15 protein-coding genes and 1 pseudogene are annotated in these 18,019 nt (G+C 45.7%); 7 read left to right on the forward strand and 9 right to left on the reverse strand.

Annotation, left to right across the window (positions count from 1 at the left end; all coding sequences use genetic code 11):
• Window positions 1-66: 66 nt before the first annotated feature.
• From BMW79_RS16985 to BMW79_RS16995, 3 genes are all read right to left on the reverse strand, one after another.
• Complete coding sequence (locus BMW79_RS16985) at window positions 67-1,041, reverse strand: FecR family protein (protein ID WP_089896668.1); 975 nt, start codon at window positions 1,039-1,041, stop codon at window positions 67-69.
• Between the two features lie 80 nt (window positions 1,042-1,121).
• Entirely contained in the window at window positions 1,122-1,703 is a 582-nt protein-coding gene (locus BMW79_RS16990) for an RNA polymerase sigma factor (protein ID WP_177192212.1), read from the reverse strand.
• 283 nt (window positions 1,704-1,986) lie between these two features.
• A complete protein-coding gene (locus BMW79_RS16995) occupies window positions 1,987-3,057 on the reverse strand; it encodes a flavin monoamine oxidase family protein (RefSeq protein WP_089896670.1) in 1,071 nt (356 codons plus the stop codon).
• A gap of 251 nt (window positions 3,058-3,308) precedes the next feature.
• Between BMW79_RS16995 and BMW79_RS17000 the strand changes: the two genes are divergently transcribed.
• The 3 genes and pseudogenes from BMW79_RS17000 to BMW79_RS17010 form a co-directional block, all read left to right on the forward strand.
• A complete protein-coding gene (locus BMW79_RS17000) occupies window positions 3,309-4,208 on the forward strand; it encodes an AraC family transcriptional regulator (protein ID WP_089896671.1) in 900 nt (299 codons plus the stop codon).
• A 195-nt stretch (window positions 4,209-4,403) separates the two neighbouring features.
• Entirely contained in the window at window positions 4,404-5,156 is a 753-nt protein-coding gene (locus BMW79_RS17005; RefSeq protein ID WP_089896672.1) for an SDR family NAD(P)-dependent oxidoreductase, read from the forward strand.
• A gap of 24 nt (window positions 5,157-5,180) precedes the next feature.
• A pseudogene (locus BMW79_RS17010) lies at window positions 5,181-5,612 on the forward strand (thioredoxin family protein); the annotation flags it as partial.
• Window positions 5,613-5,827: 215 nt separating this feature from the next.
• Here the strand turns inward: BMW79_RS17010 and BMW79_RS17015 are convergent.
• The 4 genes from BMW79_RS17015 to BMW79_RS17030 form a co-directional block, all read right to left on the reverse strand.
• Entirely contained in the window at window positions 5,828-7,210 is a 1,383-nt protein-coding gene (locus BMW79_RS17015; protein ID WP_089896673.1) for an efflux transporter outer membrane subunit, read from the reverse strand.
• A 19-nt stretch (window positions 7,211-7,229) separates the two neighbouring features.
• The gene (locus BMW79_RS17020; RefSeq protein ID WP_089896674.1) at window positions 7,230-10,406 is read right to left on the reverse strand and encodes an efflux RND transporter permease subunit; all 3,177 of its coding nucleotides are present in this window, start codon (window positions 10,404-10,406) and stop codon (window positions 7,230-7,232) included.
• A gap of 82 nt (window positions 10,407-10,488) precedes the next feature.
• Window positions 10,489-11,646 carry an efflux RND transporter periplasmic adaptor subunit gene (locus tag BMW79_RS17025; RefSeq protein ID WP_218150327.1) on the reverse strand — a complete coding sequence of 386 codons (1,158 nt, stop codon included), beginning with the start codon at window positions 11,644-11,646 and terminating at the stop codon, window positions 10,489-10,491.
• Window positions 11,643-12,251, reverse strand: coding sequence for a superoxide dismutase (locus BMW79_RS17030; protein WP_089896675.1), 609 nt, complete (start codon window positions 12,249-12,251; stop codon window positions 11,643-11,645). The genes BMW79_RS17025 and BMW79_RS17030 overlap by 4 nt, the downstream gene beginning before the upstream one ends.
• 301 nt (window positions 12,252-12,552) lie before the next feature.
• On the opposite strand from BMW79_RS17030, the gene BMW79_RS17035 reads away from it, so the two are divergent.
• Window positions 12,553-13,167 carry a helix-turn-helix transcriptional regulator gene (locus BMW79_RS17035; RefSeq protein ID WP_089896926.1) on the forward strand — a complete coding sequence of 205 codons (615 nt, stop codon included), beginning with the start codon at window positions 12,553-12,555 and terminating at the stop codon, window positions 13,165-13,167.
• Between the two features lie 190 nt (window positions 13,168-13,357).
• Here BMW79_RS17035 and BMW79_RS17040 read toward each other — a convergent pair whose 3' ends face one another.
• The gene (locus BMW79_RS17040; RefSeq protein ID WP_089896676.1) at window positions 13,358-14,707 is read right to left on the reverse strand and encodes a GDSL-type esterase/lipase family protein; all 1,350 of its coding nucleotides are present in this window, start codon (window positions 14,705-14,707) and stop codon (window positions 13,358-13,360) included.
• A 101-nt stretch (window positions 14,708-14,808) separates the two neighbouring features.
• On the reverse strand, window positions 14,809-15,024 hold the full coding sequence (locus BMW79_RS33745) for a hypothetical protein (RefSeq protein ID WP_143059189.1): 216 nt from the start codon (window positions 15,022-15,024) through the stop codon (window positions 14,809-14,811).
• 350 nt (window positions 15,025-15,374) lie between these two features.
• Between BMW79_RS33745 and BMW79_RS17045 the strand changes: the two genes are divergently transcribed.
• The 3 genes from BMW79_RS17045 (at window position 15,375) to BMW79_RS17055 (ending at window position 18,017) form a co-directional block, all read left to right on the forward strand.
• Window positions 15,375-16,037: a hypothetical protein gene (locus BMW79_RS17045; protein WP_089896677.1), complete on the forward strand. Its 663-nt coding sequence runs from the start codon at window positions 15,375-15,377 to the stop codon at window positions 16,035-16,037.
• Window positions 16,038-16,144: 107 nt separating this feature from the next.
• Window positions 16,145-16,843: a DUF1826 domain-containing protein gene (locus BMW79_RS17050; protein WP_089896678.1), complete on the forward strand. Its 699-nt coding sequence runs from the start codon at window positions 16,145-16,147 to the stop codon at window positions 16,841-16,843.
• Between the two features lie 601 nt (window positions 16,844-17,444).
• Entirely contained in the window at window positions 17,445-18,017 is a 573-nt protein-coding gene (locus tag BMW79_RS17055; RefSeq protein ID WP_089896679.1) for a discoidin domain-containing protein, read from the forward strand.
• Window positions 18,018-18,019: the final 2 nt, after the last annotated feature.

The following is an 18,019-nucleotide window of genomic DNA, read 5'->3' on the forward strand; positions in this document are numbered from 1 at the left end:
CGGCCGGCGGGATTTATTCCTGCCGGTTTTTTAATGACCTTATGTGATGGGCATAGGCAATATGTTTTAGATGGGTTGTTTACGAAAAGTAATATGTTCACCTGCTGTGGTATAGTAGAGTTTATTGGCCAGGCAAAGTACTTCCAGTACTTCCTGCAGGGAATCAGTAGCCTCAATCCCTGCGGTAATACGATAGGCGCTCAGGGAAGGGCTGGCAAAAGAGATCTTTTTATGGTATCTGTTCTCCAGCGTGATGGCGATGATATCGAGTCTTTCATTGTTAAAGAGCAATTTGCCGGAGGTCCATCCATTCACTGCTTTTGCATCTACATTTGTTTTACTGACGGCAGGAGACGCGGTGTTGATGGTCAGCTGTTCATTGGGTAGCACCACTACCTCTGCTGCAGTCTGTTGTGCGTCAGCCTGCACGGCCACTTTCCCCTGTTGTACGGTCACTTGCAGGAAAGCCAGTTGCGGGTAATTACGTACATTAAAGATGGTGCCCAGTACGCGGGTGCTGACCTGACCAGATTTGATGATAAAAGGACGTGCAGGATCCTGTTTTACATCCAGGCATATTTCCCCAGATAACAATTCTATCTTCCTGTCGGTGCCGGTGAAATGGGCCGGATATCGCAAACCGCTGCCCGCATTGAGCCATACCTGGCTGCCGTCGTCGAGTGTGAAATGCAAGGGAACTCCTTTTGACGCAAATACTTCCTGCCAGTTTTCTTTGGCCGGACGGGGCAACCATATCAGCATCCCGGTACCTATGATGAGCAGCAGGGACGCAGCTATTTTTAACAAGGTAGTGCGTTGCATGGGCACCCGTTTAGGCTGCGGTGTAGTCTGTTGTTGTACCTGTTGCCAGATGCTGCTTTCGAGTTGCTCAAAAGGAAGTCCGGAAACATCAGCTTTACTGTTATCGCCAGCCTGCTGATACCATTGTTCTATTAATAGTTGTTCTTCCGGGGTACATTTCCCGGCAATATATTTTTTCAATAACTTTTTGATGTCCTGCATGGGCATATTAAAAGGCATGTACCTTTCATTAAAGACAGTTGAAATTAAAAAGGGGGGTAGATGCCGGCAGAATATTTTTTATAGGAACTGCGATTTACCTAGCAGAAAAAGGAAAAGTGCGCCATTTTATGACGGAGGGTGCGGATGGCATTGCTGATCTGCTTCTTCACGGTTTCCTGCGACAGCTGCAATTGATGGGCTATTTCTCTGTGAGTAAGCGCTGTTTTCCGGCTCAGCTCAAATACTTCCCGCATTTTAGCGGGGAGCGCGCGTATTTCACGCTCCATACGGGCGGTCATTTCTTTTTCGGTGATGTATTGGAGAGAGTTGTTGTCAGTGCCTGAAATGAAATGTTTCAAAGAAGACAGGTGTGTCTGGTAAGTACGTTTGGATGCGAGCATATTCAGTACCCTGTTTCGCGTAGCTACATACAGATAAGCGGCCAGAGAGCCGGACAGCTCTATGCTGGCGGCTTTGGTCCACAGGGCGGTAAATACTTCCTGTACAATATCCTGGGCATCTTCTTCCTGTACTAATATGCGGTATGCCTGGAGGTAAAGTACGCCCCAGAATCTTTTGTACAATTCTTCAAACGCAAGGGTATTGCCCTGCTGGAATTGTTCCAATAGCGCTTCATCATTGAGTTCATCTAGCTGGCTGGTATAAGTGAATTGGTGCATACTGGCCTTTTTAAGGCAGACTGGTTGTCTGACATCCCTCTCAAAAGTAATACGACCTGCAGACATTGCATATTAAATAATTGTAAGCAACTGCGCTGCAGATATAACATGGAACGATATAAGTATAGCTAATTTCTGTGTCATATCAAATATAATCATTGTAGCTTGAAAAGAAAAAATGAATCAGAGACGATGAATGCGCCTTGGACATCTCCGGCATTGATCATATTACAAAGGGCAGATGAACTCATCTGCCCTTTGTAATATGATCAATAGATGGTTATCAGGCGAAACCTGCATAGTGCAATGCTTCGACGGTTCTTTTCGCAGCAGATACAGCTCCTTCCATATAGCCGCCGCAAACCGCAGATGTTTCAGTGCCACAGAAGAATAACCTGTTATTCATATAAGGCTGATGGAAAACCGGATGCCCGTTGTACTGGTGCGGGCGTTGAATGAAAGCCGTTCCGGAAAGAAGATATTCATCATTCCATACTTTATCGTAGTATCCCACGGCCTGCATTATTTCGTCGCCAAACAGTTCCTGCAATTGCCGCAATACAAATTCCTGCCGCACTTCCTGTGAATAATGGGCGGCTCCGGGATTTAAAAAACCGGTCAACGCATATTTATCACCGTCATAACTGGAGTGATCATACATTTCCGTTACCATGCCGGCATGACTGTATAACATCCCCGACATCTTCTTCGATCTCCAGAAAGGCGCAGTAAATTCAATGGTGAATTTAACCGCACCGGCCATCCAGGTTTGTACGGCGGGCAACACATCCGTTACGGCTGCCGGTAGTTGTGGATGAAAGGTAATTCCGGCTACCAGCAATTGCGGAGGAATACAGGTGACTACGGCATCGGCTGTAATAGAGCGGTCAGCACCCATGCTAACCACAAGACCATCCGGTGCGGCGTGAATGGCCGTAACCCTTGAATTCAGAGAAACGGCATGCTCACCGATACGGGCCAGCAAAGCATCAATGAGTACTTTTGTACCGCCCGCCAGCCGGTAGGAAGGCGCGTCAGATGCAGGAATATAAAACTGTTGCGGCGGCTCAAAAGATTTAGTTTGAAAAAGGGAGATGCCTTCCGCAAATTGCGGAAACCTGGTAAGTCCCAATTCTTCCGTGAGTGCTATCAGGTGCGGGGGCTGATCCGAAAACCAGGTGGCGCCCAGTTCCATCGGAGTACCCCGTTGTCCCGTTTGGGTCTGAATACGTCCTCCTATACGCGGAGAGGCTTCCAGTATATTGACTTTTGTTCCTGCCTTATGCAACAGGTAGGCCAGTGTAAGCCCGCTTAACCCTGCGCCGATAATGGTGATCCGGTTTGTTTTTCCCATATTGCAAAATTGTGGGTATTGAAACGCAAGTCTACTGTACTTTTGGGAGAATTCATGGTAAATTCCGGCAAATCGCCCCTGGCTGTTGGCGCATAATGCCCGGGCCATGCAGGCCCAAAGGTGGTCTGCTTCTTTCAAATGCAAGTCACCGGCATTGCTACTTTAACCAACATCCGGTAACTTCGTTATGATTTGCATTCAGTAAAGTTGCAGCTATCTATCGGTGTGTTCATTCAAAAAATCCGGCCGTCATGAGTAAAGAGAAAGCAAATGTTATCAACGAGTATCATCTGCACAAAGAAAAGCCGCAGCAGTTGCAGTTTGCCATTCATGATCTTGGCAGCTACCTGCGGAAAAACCAGGCTGATACCACTAAGCCACATATCCACAGCTATTACCAGATCATCTGGTTTCAGTCGGGTAAGGGCACGCATTTCGTAGATTTTAAAGCGTATGATGTATTGGAGAATGCGATCTTTTTTATCGCTCCCAACCAGGTGCATTATTTTGATCAGCATACAGATTATGAAGGGGTACTGATACATTTTAATGAATCTTTTTTGGTGCAGAAAGATACAGAGATAGACTTTTTTTTAAAATGCAGTTTGTTTAATAATCCCTATCAGACGCCATCCTGTTGCATCGGTAAAGGTATTGAACCGATACTGGGAGAGTACATTCAACAGATCAATGCGGAACTGGCAGAGGATACAGCATTTGGAAAAGAAGAATTGCTCAGAACCTACCTGAAATCTTTTCTGATACAGGTACAGCGACGTAAAAATGAATATGATAAAATCCAGGGGAAGGCCCCGTTTTTGGTGGACGAAAAACGTTTGCAGCTCATACATTTTGTAAATCTTATCAGTGAAAATTATAAAAAAGGACTCACGGTGGCGGAATATGCAGCTATCATGCATGTTTCCCCGCGTACCCTGACAGATCTTACGCATCAGCAATTGAATAAAACCCCGTTGCAGATGATACAGGAGCGTATCATCCTGGAGGCGAAACGCTTTTTGTTGCACTCCAGCCTGAATGTAAACCAGGTGGGCTACCGTCTTGGATTTGACGATCCTTCTTATTTTGTAAAGTATTTCAAGAAGCACGCAGGTATTTCTCCATCCGGGTTCCGTAAAACGGTACAGTAATCAACTACCTCGTCTATAGCGGAATGGTTTATCACCTATGTCCCATAAAAAGCACCCTGGCATTCCCATCTCTCCGAAAATTACCATTCATTTTCACTTTTGTCCCTTTCCTGGGGGAATAGTGTGAGCGAATTTTGCATTGTAAACTTTTCGCCGGAATATCATTCCGGTAGAAATAACTTTAAAATAGCAAAAATGAAACAAGCATTAATCGTGGGCGGCACTACCGGTATTGGCCGGGCAACAGCAGAACTGTTACTGAAACAGGATGTGGAAGTGGCCATCGTGGCGCGGGACAAAGAAAATATCATAGCGGCTGAAAAAGCGCTTTCCAGGATCGGTAAGGTGAAATTTTACCAGGTAGACCTGGCGAATATGACAGCAGTAATGGCTTTCGCAGCCGGTATCACGACGGAACTACCTGAACTGGCTTACCTGGTAAATGCCGCCGGTTATTTTAAACCGAAAACATTCCTGGAGCATACGGAAGCAGACTATGATACCTATCATGCCTTTAATAAATCCTTTTTCTTTATTACCCAGGCAGCAACCCATGTTATGAAAGGCAATGGGGGAGGAGCTATTGTAAACGTAGGTTCTATGTGGGCAAAGCAGGCTATCAAAGCAACGCCTTCTGCTGCCTATTCTATGGCTAAAGCAGGACTGCATAGTTTTACACAACACCTGGCCATGGAACTGGCCGATTACAACATCCGCGTCAATGCAGTGTCTCCTGCGGTAGTGGTAACGCCCATCTATCAATCGTTTATTGAAAAGGATGCGATCAAACAGACCCTTGAAGGTTTTAACGGCTTTCACCCGATTGGCCGCGTAGGGCAGGCCGAAGATGTGGCGCAGACGATCGTCTTTTTGCTGTCGGACCATACCAGCTGGGTAACCGGCGCCATATGGGATGTGGATGGTGGCGTAATGGCCGGCCGGAATTAATAAATGCCTATTTTTGTGGTGCATATGAACTACGAAGCGTATAAGCAGCTATTTGACGAAATACTGGATAACCCGAATCCCGGGTATCCGTATAACAACGAGCAGTATTTCAATTATACCAGGTTGAATAAGTCCCGCATGCGCCGCTGGGATAAACAGCTGGTGCTGGACGAAAAGCTGGTAAACAGGATAAAGGAAATATCTGAGCGGCAGCATTGGATAATAATTACGGAGCCCTGGTGTGGAGATGCCGCACATATCATTCCCTTTCTGATACGGATGACGGAACAAAATGACGGGATCAGCTATGATATCCAGCTGCGGGATACGCCTCCGTTGCTGATTGAAAGCTACCTGACGGCTGGCACCAAAAGTATTCCCAAACTTATTGTGAGGGACATGGCCGGCAATGACCTCTTTGTATGGGGGCCCAGGCCTGTTGGTGCGCAAACGCTGCGGGAGCAGCTGAAAGCAGATCAGGCAGATGCGGAAGCCAGCAAGGTAGCACTTCAAAACTGGTATAATGAGGACCGGGGCAAATCATTGCAGGAAGAATTGGTGAGACGGTTTCTCCGGTAGAAAGTGATTATTTAACGACGTACACACGCAAGAAAACCCAATGCTCAATCAAGCGCATTGGGTTTCTTGCTTTTACTAAAACCTAGTCCAAACTACATGGCTCCACCTCCCACTGCCCTATAGAGGGCAATAACCGCCTGCCATTGCTGCAATTGATCTCCGATCTGTCCCATCTGCGCAGAAAGTAAATGCTGCTCAGAAGTAAGTACATCTGTATAATTAGTTGTTTCGCTGTAACGCAACAGGTCTTTTGTAAATTCAACCGACTTCTCCAGGGCAACGAGCTGTCTTGAACGGCCGCTTTCTTTTTCACGGGCCGATTGCAATGCGTATAAAGCATCGGATACTTCTCTGCCTGCGGTCAGCAAAGATTTGCTGAAATTGTAAAATGCTTCCTGTTGCTTTGCCTCTGCTGTTTTCAAACGGGCGGTATTTAATCCCCGGTTAAAAACAGGTTGTGTAAGTCCTCCTACCACATTGGCAAAAAGCCCTGTACCAGTAAACCATTGAGAGAAGTCAAAACTGCTGAAACCTCCGCTGGCGCTTATACTTAGCGTTGGGTAGAAGGCGGTTCTGGCGATATTGGTCATTTCGAATGCGGAGCGGAACGTTAGTTCTGCCTCCTGCACATCTGGTCTGAAGCGGAGTAACTGTGCAGGTACTCCTACCGTCAGTGTGCCGGGTAGCAACTGCGTGGAAAGACTGCTCCGCTCAATGGTCCCGGAAGGCATGCTTAACAACATGCAGAGTAAATTTTCTGTTTCCCTGATCTGTCGTTTTGTATCAGGAATGGCTACTTCCACGGTATACTGGTTGGCCTCACTTTGTACAATGGCAGCACCATTTACAATAGCAGAGGCTTTCAGATCCCGCATGGCGGCCACATCTTCTTTCCTGTTTTTCAGTGTGAGTTCCAGCACTTTCAGTTGTGCATCCAGCGCGAGCAGTGAATAGTAGGCCACTGCGATATCGCTGACGAGTTTACTCCGGATAGCCCGTTTAGCAGCGTCGGTAGCCAGTAAATTGGCCAGAGCAGCGCGTTTCCCGCTTCTTAATTTTCCCCATATATCTGCTTCCCAGCCGGCGGTGAAACCCAGGTCATATTGCGTGGCACTGTTAATGATGCCGTAGCCTTGTGGAAAAGAAAGCCGGGATTCTTTTACCGACACACTTCCATTCAAATCGGGGAGGAAGGCCAGTTTGCTTTGCCGGTAACTCGCCTGTGCCGCCATGATCCGCTGTACGGCCATTTTCATATCCAGGTTTTCCTGTAATCCTTTTGCAATGAGTGCCTGGAGTGTTGTGTCTTTAAAGAAGTCGCTCCAGTTAACGGAAGCGATATTGGCAGTGTCGGTACCGGATTGTTCCCGGTAGAGGGAGGAGGGACCGGCCTCCGGAGATGTGTACGGCCTTGTTATCTTACAGGAAACAACCGATAACCCTAATACCACCAGTCCTATATATCCATATTTCATGATGCTTTGTATTGAACGTTTAAAAATGCACAGGGCTTCTTTCCATTATTTCTTCCTGTTCCTCTTCCCTGCGTTCTTGCAGCGGGTGTCCGCTGATGCGTTCGTGTAATGCCTGGAATATGATAAAGAGTACGGGTATAACGAAGATGCCGAATACGGTTCCTATTAACATACCTCCCACAGCGGCTGTACCGATGGAGCGGTTGCTTAATGCGCCTACTCCGCTGGCCAGCATCAGAGGAATCAGCCCGAAAACGAATGCGAAGGAGGTCATGAGAATAGGACGTAACCTGGCCGCCGCTGCCGACACCGCCGAGCGCACAAGACTTAATCCGCTGTGCCTGCGTTGTACAGAAAATTCAACAATCAGGATAGCGTTTTTGGCAAGTAACCCGATCAGCATAATAAGACTGATCTGGAGGAAGATATTATTATCTAATCCTGCTATGCGGGCAAAGAGAAACGCGCCGGCCAGTCCGATGGGCAAAGACAATAGTACCGCCAAAGGAAGTATATAGCTTTTGTACTGGGCACTCAGCAGGAAATAAACGAATATCAGGCAGAGACCGAAGATAATGAGGGTCTGATTGCCACTGTTGATCTCTTCCCTGGTCAATGCGCTGTAGTCGAAATCAATGCCTCTCGGTAATGTTTGCCTGGCTACGTCCTGGATGGCGCGGATCGCATCGCCCGAGCTGTAACCCGGATTGGGGGCTCCACTCACGGCGGCGGCAGTATAAAGATTGAAACGGTTGATAAATTCCGGACCACTGGTTCTTTCCAATGTAACAAAAGAAGAAACCGGCGCCATGTCGCCTTTATCGTTCCGGACATATATCTTTTCCAGGTCGGCTTCTTCTGCACGGTAATCCGGGGTTGATTGCAACATTACTTTATACTGTTTACCAAACCGGTTGAAATCAGAAGCGTATATACCTCCGAGATAGCCTTGCAATGTTCTTAAAAGGCTTCCCACATCTACACCCGCTTCTTTCGCCAGCGGCACATTCACTTTCACTTTGTATTGCGGCAGGTTGGTGTTATATGGTGTAGCCGCGTACATAATTTCAGGACGTTTTCTTAAACCATCCATAAACCGGTCAACAGAGGAACCAAAATTCTCGTAGCTGCCACCTGCTTTATCCAGTAATTGTATTTCAAATCCTGAGTTATTGCCAAATCCCTGAAGGGTAGGGGCAGCGAAAAAGATGATGTCAGCTCCTTTTATCTGTCGTGTTTGTGCAAATAGTTGCCCTACCAGGCTATTGATATCCTGCCCTTTCTTCGTCCTTTCTTTCCAGGGTTTCAGGGCAATGAACAGGCAGCCGTAAGCGCCGCCGGTGCCACTGATCAGGTTCATACCCACCAGGCGGGAACTTACTTCTACTTCCGGTATGGCGCGAACAATACTGTCTACCAGGTCGGTGATCTTCGTGGTTTGTTCCAGCGTAGAAGCGGGCGGTAAAATAATATCACCGTAAATAGCGCCTGAATCTTCGTTGGGAACAAAGCCGGTAGGAGTGGTTTTCAGGAAGAATACCAGCAATACGGCAAACCCGGCAATACCTGCTACGCTGATCCATTTACGCTTGACCAGGAATTTAATAGCGCGTATATACCTGTCCGTTATAGCGGTAAACGCGGTATTAAATGCCATGAAGAATCTTTGCAGCAGGTTCTTTTTATGAACGGTTTCTTCATGATGAGGTTTCAGGAACAGGGCACAAAGCGCAGGACTTAAGGTCAGCGCATTTACCGCTGAAATAATAATGGCTACCGCCAGTGTAAGTCCGAATTGTTTGTAGAATACACCTGCAGAGCCTTGTATAAAGGTAACCGGTACAAACACGGCGGCCATAATCAGGGTGATGGATATAATAGCCGCACTGATTTCATGCATGGCATGCAAAGTCGCTTTCCTGGCAGATCTGGCGCCCTGGTCTATTTTTGCGTGCACGGCTTCCACTACTACAATGGCATCATCTACCACAATCCCGATGGCCAGTACCAGCGCAAACAGGGTTAGCAGGTTGAGTGTAAAACCAAATATCTTCAGGAAGAAGAAAGTACCGATAATCGATACAGGTACTGCAATGGCGGGGATTAAAGTAGACCGGAAGTCCTGCAGGAAGATGAATACAATGATGAATACCAGGATAAACGCTTCTATCAACGTTTGCACCAGTTTGGCGATAGAAGCATCGAGGAAACTGTTGACGTTATTAAACGTGGCCCATTTCACGCCAGCTGGAAAATTGACGGACGCTTTATTCAGCATCGCTTCCACTTTTTCGTTGATCTCATGTGCATTTGCACCGGCAGATTGTATCACAGATCCTCCGGAAGAAGGGTGAGCATAGGCGGTCAGGTTCATGTTGTAATTGAATGCACCCATTTCTACCCTGGCTACATCTTTCAAACGCAGTATCTGGCCACTGTTGGTGGCCTTCAGCACGATGTCTTCAAATTGTTCAGGTGCTTCCAGGCGGCCGGTATATTTCAGTACATATTCAAATGTCTTTTTACTGTTTTCTCCCAGTTTGCCCGGAGCGGCTTCAATGTTTTGCTCCGACAGGGCTTTCACAACATCGTCCGGCATCAGTCCATAAGCGGCCATTACATCGGGTTTCAGCCAGATGCGCATGGAATAGGTCTGGTCGCTCCAGATCTCAAAATCCGCTACACCAGGGATACGTTTGAGTTCCGGGATGATATTGATGCGCATGTAGTTGTCCAGGAAGCTGATATCATACGAATTACTTTCACTGTAAAGGAAGAATCCGAAGATCTGCGCATTGATTTTTTTGGTGGTAGTGATACCTGTTTTCAATACTTCCGGCGGCATTACGCCTGTGGCTTTTGCCACGCGGTTTTGTACGTTGATGGCGGCCAGGTCCGGATCGGTACCCTGCTCGAAGTTGACCGTAATAACGGCGGTGCCGTCGTTACTGGCTTTGGAGGTCATATAAGTCATATGCTCCACACCGTTGATCTGTTCTTCAAGTGGAATGATCACGCTTTTCATAACCACATCGGCGTTGGCGCCCTGGTAGGCTGCCGAAACCTGGACCGTAGGCGGCGCTATTTCCGGGTATTGTGAAATGGGTAGTGTGGTAAGTCCCAGAATTCCCAATATGACGATGATGATGGAGATAACGGTAGAAAGTACCGGGTTATCTACAAATTTCTTTAACATAATTCTCTATTTTCCGGGTAAAGCAGTAGCTAAGGCATGCCTTGTGAGAGGCATTGCCTGAGCTGAATGGACTGCCGTTAAATTATCGTGCAGCCGTTGCTGTTACGGTACTTTTGGGTTTGATTTTATCGCCGTCTTTTATCGTTCCCACATCTTGGGAAACGATGCGGTCGCCGCGTTGCAGCCCGCTTTTTACGATAAAGGCATCACCTGCCGGGAGGGCGTTTACTTTAATCTCAACGGATTGTGCAGTGCCTGTGCTGTCGATCTTCACCACAAATTTTTTGCCCTGTACTTCGTAGGTTGCTTTGGCGGGTACAATCAGCGCATTTTTTACCGGTTGGGAAATGCGGATGGTGGCGCTGCTTCCGCTGCGTATAATGCCTGATTTATTGGAGAACAGGGCCCGCATGCTGATAGCACCTGTGGCGGAATTGATTTGTCCTCCTGTTGTTTCAATGGAACCTTGCTCCGGGTAAATACTGCCATTGGCCAGTACCAGCTGAACAGGTGGTAATTGTTTCAGTGCATCTTCGGAACCACTATGCCCCGTATTATCTATCAGGTCGAGCAACTGCTTTTCCGAAAAGGAAAAGTATACGTGCACGTTAGAAATATCGGATAATACGGTAAGTGGTTGTTCCGCTGTGCTGCCCACCAGGCTTCCCTTTTTGTAAGGAAGGATGCCTATTACGCCGGCAGCCGGACTATATATAGTGGTATAACCAAGATTGGTACTTGCGTTCCTGAGTGCGGCCCTGGCCTGCGCCAGTTCTGCCTGCCGGGCATCCAGTTCCAGGTGAGCCGTTTGCAGATCGAATTCACTGATAATTTCTTTCTTCACCAGTGGCTCGGTTTTCAGTACTTTCATTTGTGCAGTGTTTACAGCCGCTTCTGCTCTTTTGATGGATGCCTGTGCAGTAACCACTTCCTGTTCATACACCGGGTTACTGATACGGAAAAGTAGCTGTCCCTTTTTCACCTTTGCACCTTCGTCTACCAGGATATCGGATATATAGCCGTCTATTTTAGGTCTGATGTCTACGTTCTGTTGCCCGCGTACAGTGGCCGGGTAATCGAAATACAATTCAGCATCTTTTGGAGCGATTGTAATAACAGGAAATTCCTGCGGCGCAGATGGGCCTTCCGTGTGTAGGTTGCTTTGACCGCAACCTACCAGCATCGACAGCAGGATCGCTGTCATGCCGGTATAAGCTGCGTATTTTATAGGTTGAATCATTTGTTGGTGGTATATAATTGAGAAGCTTGTTTCCAGTTGAGCAGGTTCCAGTAAGCGCCCAGGTAATCGGCGCGTTTGTTCTGGTATTTGAGATAATAAGCGTGTTCCCATACATCTACACCGATAACAGGAATACCTTTTACCTCTGCAATATCCATCAGTGGATTATCCTGGTTGGGGGTAGAAGTGATTTGCAGGGTACCTTCCTGGTTCAATATAAGCCATGCCCATCCGGAGCCGAAGCGGGAGATGGCTGCTGCGTTGAATTGTGCCTGGAACTGATCAAAAGAGCCAAACGTGGCATCGATCGTGTCCGCCAATGCTCCTTCAGGAGCGCCTCCGCCGGCAGGAGAAAGACTTTCCCAGAAGAAACTATGGTTCCAATGCCCTCCTGCGTTATTTCTAACGGGTGTGCTGATGGCGCCTGCGTGGGCCACCAGTTCGACCAGCGTTTTGTTTTCGTGCGGAGTGCCTGCAATGGCTTTATTGAGATTATCTACATACGCCTGGTGATGTTTTCCATGATGTATTTCCATGGTTAAGGTATCTATATATGGTTCCAATGCACTGTGCTCATATGGAAGAGATGGAAGTTGAAATGCCATGATATTAGTTATTAGGATGAGAAATCTGTTTACGCCTCAAAAGTAGAACAAAAATATTAAACCAAATAAACACTGTGTAAAATATGTTAAATATTGATAGGGCTATAGGAATTATTTATAGAGGTAATTATTATTATAAAGTATTGATTTTTAGTTATTTAAAATGTGTTTTAGATATCGTGGCTACCATCTGACCGTATTCAAAAAACGTAATACAGGGTTGTAAAAGCATATTTCAGTGGGCATTATGCCTATTAAACCAAATATTCTTTTTGTATATTTGCGTTTAATATTTTTAGCTATGATGGGAGAAAATGAAAAGGCTTTACTCATCCTGAAGAGAAATGGTCCTATGCCACTCATTGCATTGGCAAAGGAACTAGGACTGTCTACCGAAGGGGCGCGCTTTCATCTGATAAAGCTGGCCAATGAAGGTCTTGTGGTAGCATCAACAGAAGTGAAAGGTCGCGGGCGTCCGCAACAGGTATGGGCATTGGCACCCGCCGGACATTCCCGTTTTCCGGATGCACATGCGGAAATATCTGTGAAGTTGATCAATAAAGTAAGAACACTGTTTGGCGAAGAAGGATTAAAATCTGTGATAGCCGCAAATGCAGAAGAGAGCAAAGAACGTTATTTAAAAAACATAGGCGACGACAACGAATTGGAATCACGCGTAAGAAAGTTGGCCGCATTGCGTGACCAGGAGGGATACATGGCCCGTTACGAGAAAGCAGGAGAAAGTTATCTGCTGATTGAAGATCATTGTCCCATTTGTACTGCCGCTACTGCCTGTCAGGGTTTCTGTAAAGCTGAACTGAATATTTTCAGGGAAGTGCTGGATGCTAAAGTAAACCGGGTAGAACACGTGCTGAACGATGGAAGACGTTGCACTTATAAAGTTGAACCCAAATAAAAGTAACTGATCATTGTTTGCACTTCCCATTCCCCAAATTTTCCTTTTTAAATAAATCCCGCTCATTACCATCAAACCTTGGAATGTTATATTAGCAAGTGTTTCGGAATGAAAGAACATCGTTTTTTTGCTCATTAAAAGCGGGCATCTCTTTTAATGAGATACCCGCTGTTGTCAATACAAATATTTTTTACTGCACTTTTATGGAAGACACCTGGTCGTTGGCATTGGGGCTCAATGTAGTAAAATTGGGCGTGTCGCTGGTTCTGGTCCATGAGGTGCCGCTGAAATTATCATCTGCATACATAATCAAAGTACGGCCTGCGGGTACTTTTACAGAGGAAGCCCAGTCATTCGGAATGCCTTTGGCCGCCATCTGGGACAGGGTGTAATTGCCTACTGGTATCGGCTGACTGGCAGCACCGCCATAGTTCACATCCTGGTAAAAGGTTACCGCACTTGCCGGTACACCGGTGAGATAGGGTTCTAAGATTGGTTTCAACAGATTGGCGGCTTTAATATTGCCGCTTACACTTGGATGAAGGCCATCGGTATAATCAGCGTTGGTCATCCAGCCGTCCGTGTTGATATAATGCAGTTTGTTGTCGCCGGCCGCAATCCTGGCATTGACTGCCGCAAGGGTGGGTGTTGTTTTTACATTGATAAAGGTTCTCATGACAAAGATCTCTGCATTGGGAAATTTGTTCCGGATGTTAGCCAGAAATGCGATGTAAGAACTCTGGAACTGTGCGTCTGGTACCTGTTTGCCGTTATCATTGGTCCCCAGGTTGATGACAATGATCTTGGGCGTATACCTGGTAAAATCCCAGTCCGGTGAATTTGCCTGTGAGGAATTCCGCTGTTTGAAATACTGCACTTCCATACTTCCTTCATTTGCATAACCACTTACCAGTGTAATGCCGGGGTAGGCAATCTGTGTATGTTCAGTACCTAACAGCTCAGAACATACCCACGGATATCCGGAAACGTTAGCCTGCGCATCGGTGTAACCGGCGGTGATAGAGTCGCCTATCCATTCAATCAGGTCCGTAGCTGCTGAAGGAGCGCTGGTGGTGGCGCCCGCATCCAGGATAAAGCCCTGGAAGTTGAATAGATAGTCATAGTCCTTGCCCTGTGCTACACTGATAGTGTGAGTGCCGGACGATAAGGGCGTAGGCGTGAGGTTAATTGTTCCGCTTGCATTCAGATAGCTTACCCATGGGCCGTTATCAATTTTAGCAAAATAATGGGTAGGGTGCCCCACCTTCATCTTTATGGTGGTGCCGGTAAATTTTACGCGGAGATAGCCACCACCCCAATAGTTCGTATACTGACTCGTATCGCCAAAGTTCCACCGGCCGAAGTATTTGATATTGGGGTCGCCCGGTGCGCCAGGAATAGCAGTGAGATTCAAGGTAGCGGTTGAAAGGGCTTTGTCGGCCGCTAAAGGCGAAATGTCTTCTTTCAGACGTGCTTTGGTACAGGAGGCCAACAAACATGCGGCTGCCAATAACGCAAAGAGATAATTGCTTGTCTTCATAACATGGAAATTTAAGGGTGGAAAAGGGTTTTTCTTACAGGGCTTTTAAGCAAAGCCTGCATTGATAATGCAAATAAAAGAGGGGAGAATTAATAAAACTATTAATAAAGGATTAATACGCAGGGGAAAGAAGCATTTTCTTTACACATGCCCGTGCAGGAAAGGAAGTTCTTTGGTTGCTGACATTCCTGGAATGAGCTACAAGATAATTTAGTAGCAAAGCTGTTGACGTTGGCAGGTACAAAATTGACGGCAGTGAATGCCTGGAGGGAGCGGGGAAAATGCGGCTGATGATTACAGGAAGTTGCTTGTATCATTTTTTTTCCTATGTTTGTCACAGCAAATCATGTAGGCTGTTACCTATAAAGATGGCCGTTGCTTTAAAAAGCGCTCAGCTACCTGTCATGTGAAGCAGATAGCCAACTCACCATATTCCTTTTACTAATACTATTTTACTATAGACTGTCAGGGTGATTTTCCTGGCCAGGCTCAGTTTGGGCAGTGGATAATGGTAATTAAGATTTTCTCATAAGCAAACATTCAACCGGCGGGGGCTGTCCAGCCCCTACTTTTTTATCTGATTTCTTTTAAGGTGTGGAAGCAGCTCATTATGTTTAATGGTGAAGGGGGATTTTGTATTTTCGTTATCAGCAACGGCTATTAAAATATGAAGATTACAAACGCGGAATATGAGCAGACGATAGCAAACGGGGTTCCGAAAATCCTGGATGAAAATATGTTATTCTGGCATATGTGGAACATCACCTACATATATGATATCCTGGAGAAAAACCAGGAAGGCTATGAAGCGTATGTGGAGCTGCTGCGGCCAATCTGGAACTTTTGCTGGGATGCAGTAGCAGCAAAAAAAATCAACCAGGAACTATTTGAAAAAGTATTTGGAGAGGTATATCCGTTTGAGATAAATGAAGAGGGTGAAATCGAAGATCCGAAGAATATTATTCAGGAAACATATGATGAGTTGAGAGATGACCATCTTCCGGAGTATTGTATCTCTAATTTGATTGGGGCGTTCAGTACAGTATATGATTACATAGGCACCGGGGAACACACCATTTACGATTCCCGGGCAGGTAGTAGAACAATAGGTATGATTTTCCAGATAATTGCTTCTAATGGACTGGGAGTTTCTTTTGATGCACAGAATATTTCACTGCCTATTTTACAGGACGAATTTCAGGCACAGGAAAAGCTGCTGCTGGATCTGATGCAGCCCAATCGTTACACCATTGACCAGAAGTACATTTATCGGAATGCAGACGCGATGAATTCCCTGCGATATATACCGCAGGAAGAGGATGAAGTATAGAAAGATGGGCCATAATAATTATCATTGGCTACCTTTGATAAACGCGATCCGGCGGAGACTTGCCATATTTCCGTACTTCGTTGTCAAAAGATTTGATATTAATTATTATGATAGATTTATCTCATGCGGAGAATCAGATTCGCAGTGTTACGACTTTTCAGGAACTTGTTTCTACGCAATTCAGTGGGAATATAAATGCGGCCTGTTGGTCTCGTACACTCACGGGTGATTTTTCTGAGATTGTTGAAAAGGTGGCGTTAAGCGGAAATATAACAGTCATTGAACAGGAAGAACTGTGTGCGCTTCAGTTGAGTGAACAAGGACAACTTGCACGTGAAATACTATTAAATGACTTTAAGCTATTGACAGCTCACGGCGCATCGCCAGTGCTTAATGTGATCAGTCATTATGATCGGGATGATACGTACCCCTTTTTTCCAACCGATGTTTATTCTTTTCATGTTGATCGTTCTCCCATACCAACAGATACTTTTTTATGCACTTATTATGGTGAGGCCAGTGAAATATTACCAAATTCACAAGGCCGGCAGAAAGTATTGATTCCGGAAATACGAAAAGAACTCAGAAAGCTGTATGATGGCGCAGATGAAGGTTTCGAATCATTCCTGACTGATAATTTCTTCGATCTGCATTATCAGGCTAACACTAACGCGCATCCGGTAAACTTAGGTCTTGGTAATCTGTGGCGGTTGGCGGTTGACCATCCTGAAAGCCAGGTTCCTCCTTGTCTTCACCGTGCCCCAAAGGAAAAGCCCGGACAAAACAGGTTGTTGATGATCTGCTGAACATACCTGTTTAATAATTGCTCTTTTCATAATAGCAGATCCGTTCCAATCCGGTCGTATTCAAGATATCTGCTGCTATTCTATTTTCTCTAACCTCATGTATTGTAAGGGGATAAGATTCCATTTAAAATTTGTTGTATTCTGTTAACAAAAACTCTAAACCGGATTTTATAATTTTATTATAGTTCGTTAATATTATTTGAATATTTCGATGATACTTCTGGCGTTTATCGAATGAAAACAATTCTTATCTGATGAAAGCTATTTTCTTAAAGTTATAATACTTTGTTGTTATTGCATAGGGCCACGATGAGTTGTCCTGACATGCCTGACTATACCATTCCAGCGTCCGGTTATCTGCTGCTCAGTTAATTTTCTGGTTAAAAACATGTTCTCCTTTCCTGATAAATGGAAAGAAGACATTACTATGCCTGAGTTGCTAAATCGATTTTTCATGTGTGAGTACTGTTAACCTGAGATGCTGACTTATACCATTTACCATCTACTGGTTTTAAATAAAACCCGGTAGATGGTCAGGGAAGCGCTATGCCTGTAGTTACCAAAATCCTTATCTACTATAATCAAAGAAAAAAAAGTACGTATGAAATGCTACCAATCAACCAAACACTGTTTATTGATCATCCTGGTTTTAATAGGTGCCGCACTGATGGGATGTACCAAAAAAACAGCGCGTCACTACGACCTGTTGCCACCAGATCCGGAGGAGGAAAAAGACCTGACGCAGCTTGCCATCGGGCTAACTGTAAATATTGAGAATTCTGGTGGTCCTAATGCAAAAGAAGGTTCCAGTAAAGTAATAGATGGTAACATAGATACCAAATTCCTTATTTTCTCATTTGCTCCTAACTTTTTTATAGAACTGGATTATGATATAGCCCAGCGTCTGGACGCCTACACACTTACTTCCGCTGATGATGCAGATGGAAGGGATCCCAAAGACTGGCAGATAGTTGCTTCCAATGATTCTACCAAATGGACGGTGCTGGACGACAGGAAAGGCCAGCTTTTCGATAGCCGGAAAAAAACGGTCAGGTACGAATTCACCAATGCCAACAAATACAAATTTTACCGCCTCGCCATCACATCACTCAAAGGAGGTACCAGTGGCCTGTTTCAACTGGCTGAGTGGAGAGTGATCAGCAGGCCGCATTAATA

Source organism: Chitinophaga arvensicola (assembly GCF_900110835.1).
GTDB classification, from domain to species: domain Bacteria; phylum Bacteroidota; class Bacteroidia; order Chitinophagales; family Chitinophagaceae; genus Chitinophaga; species Chitinophaga arvensicola.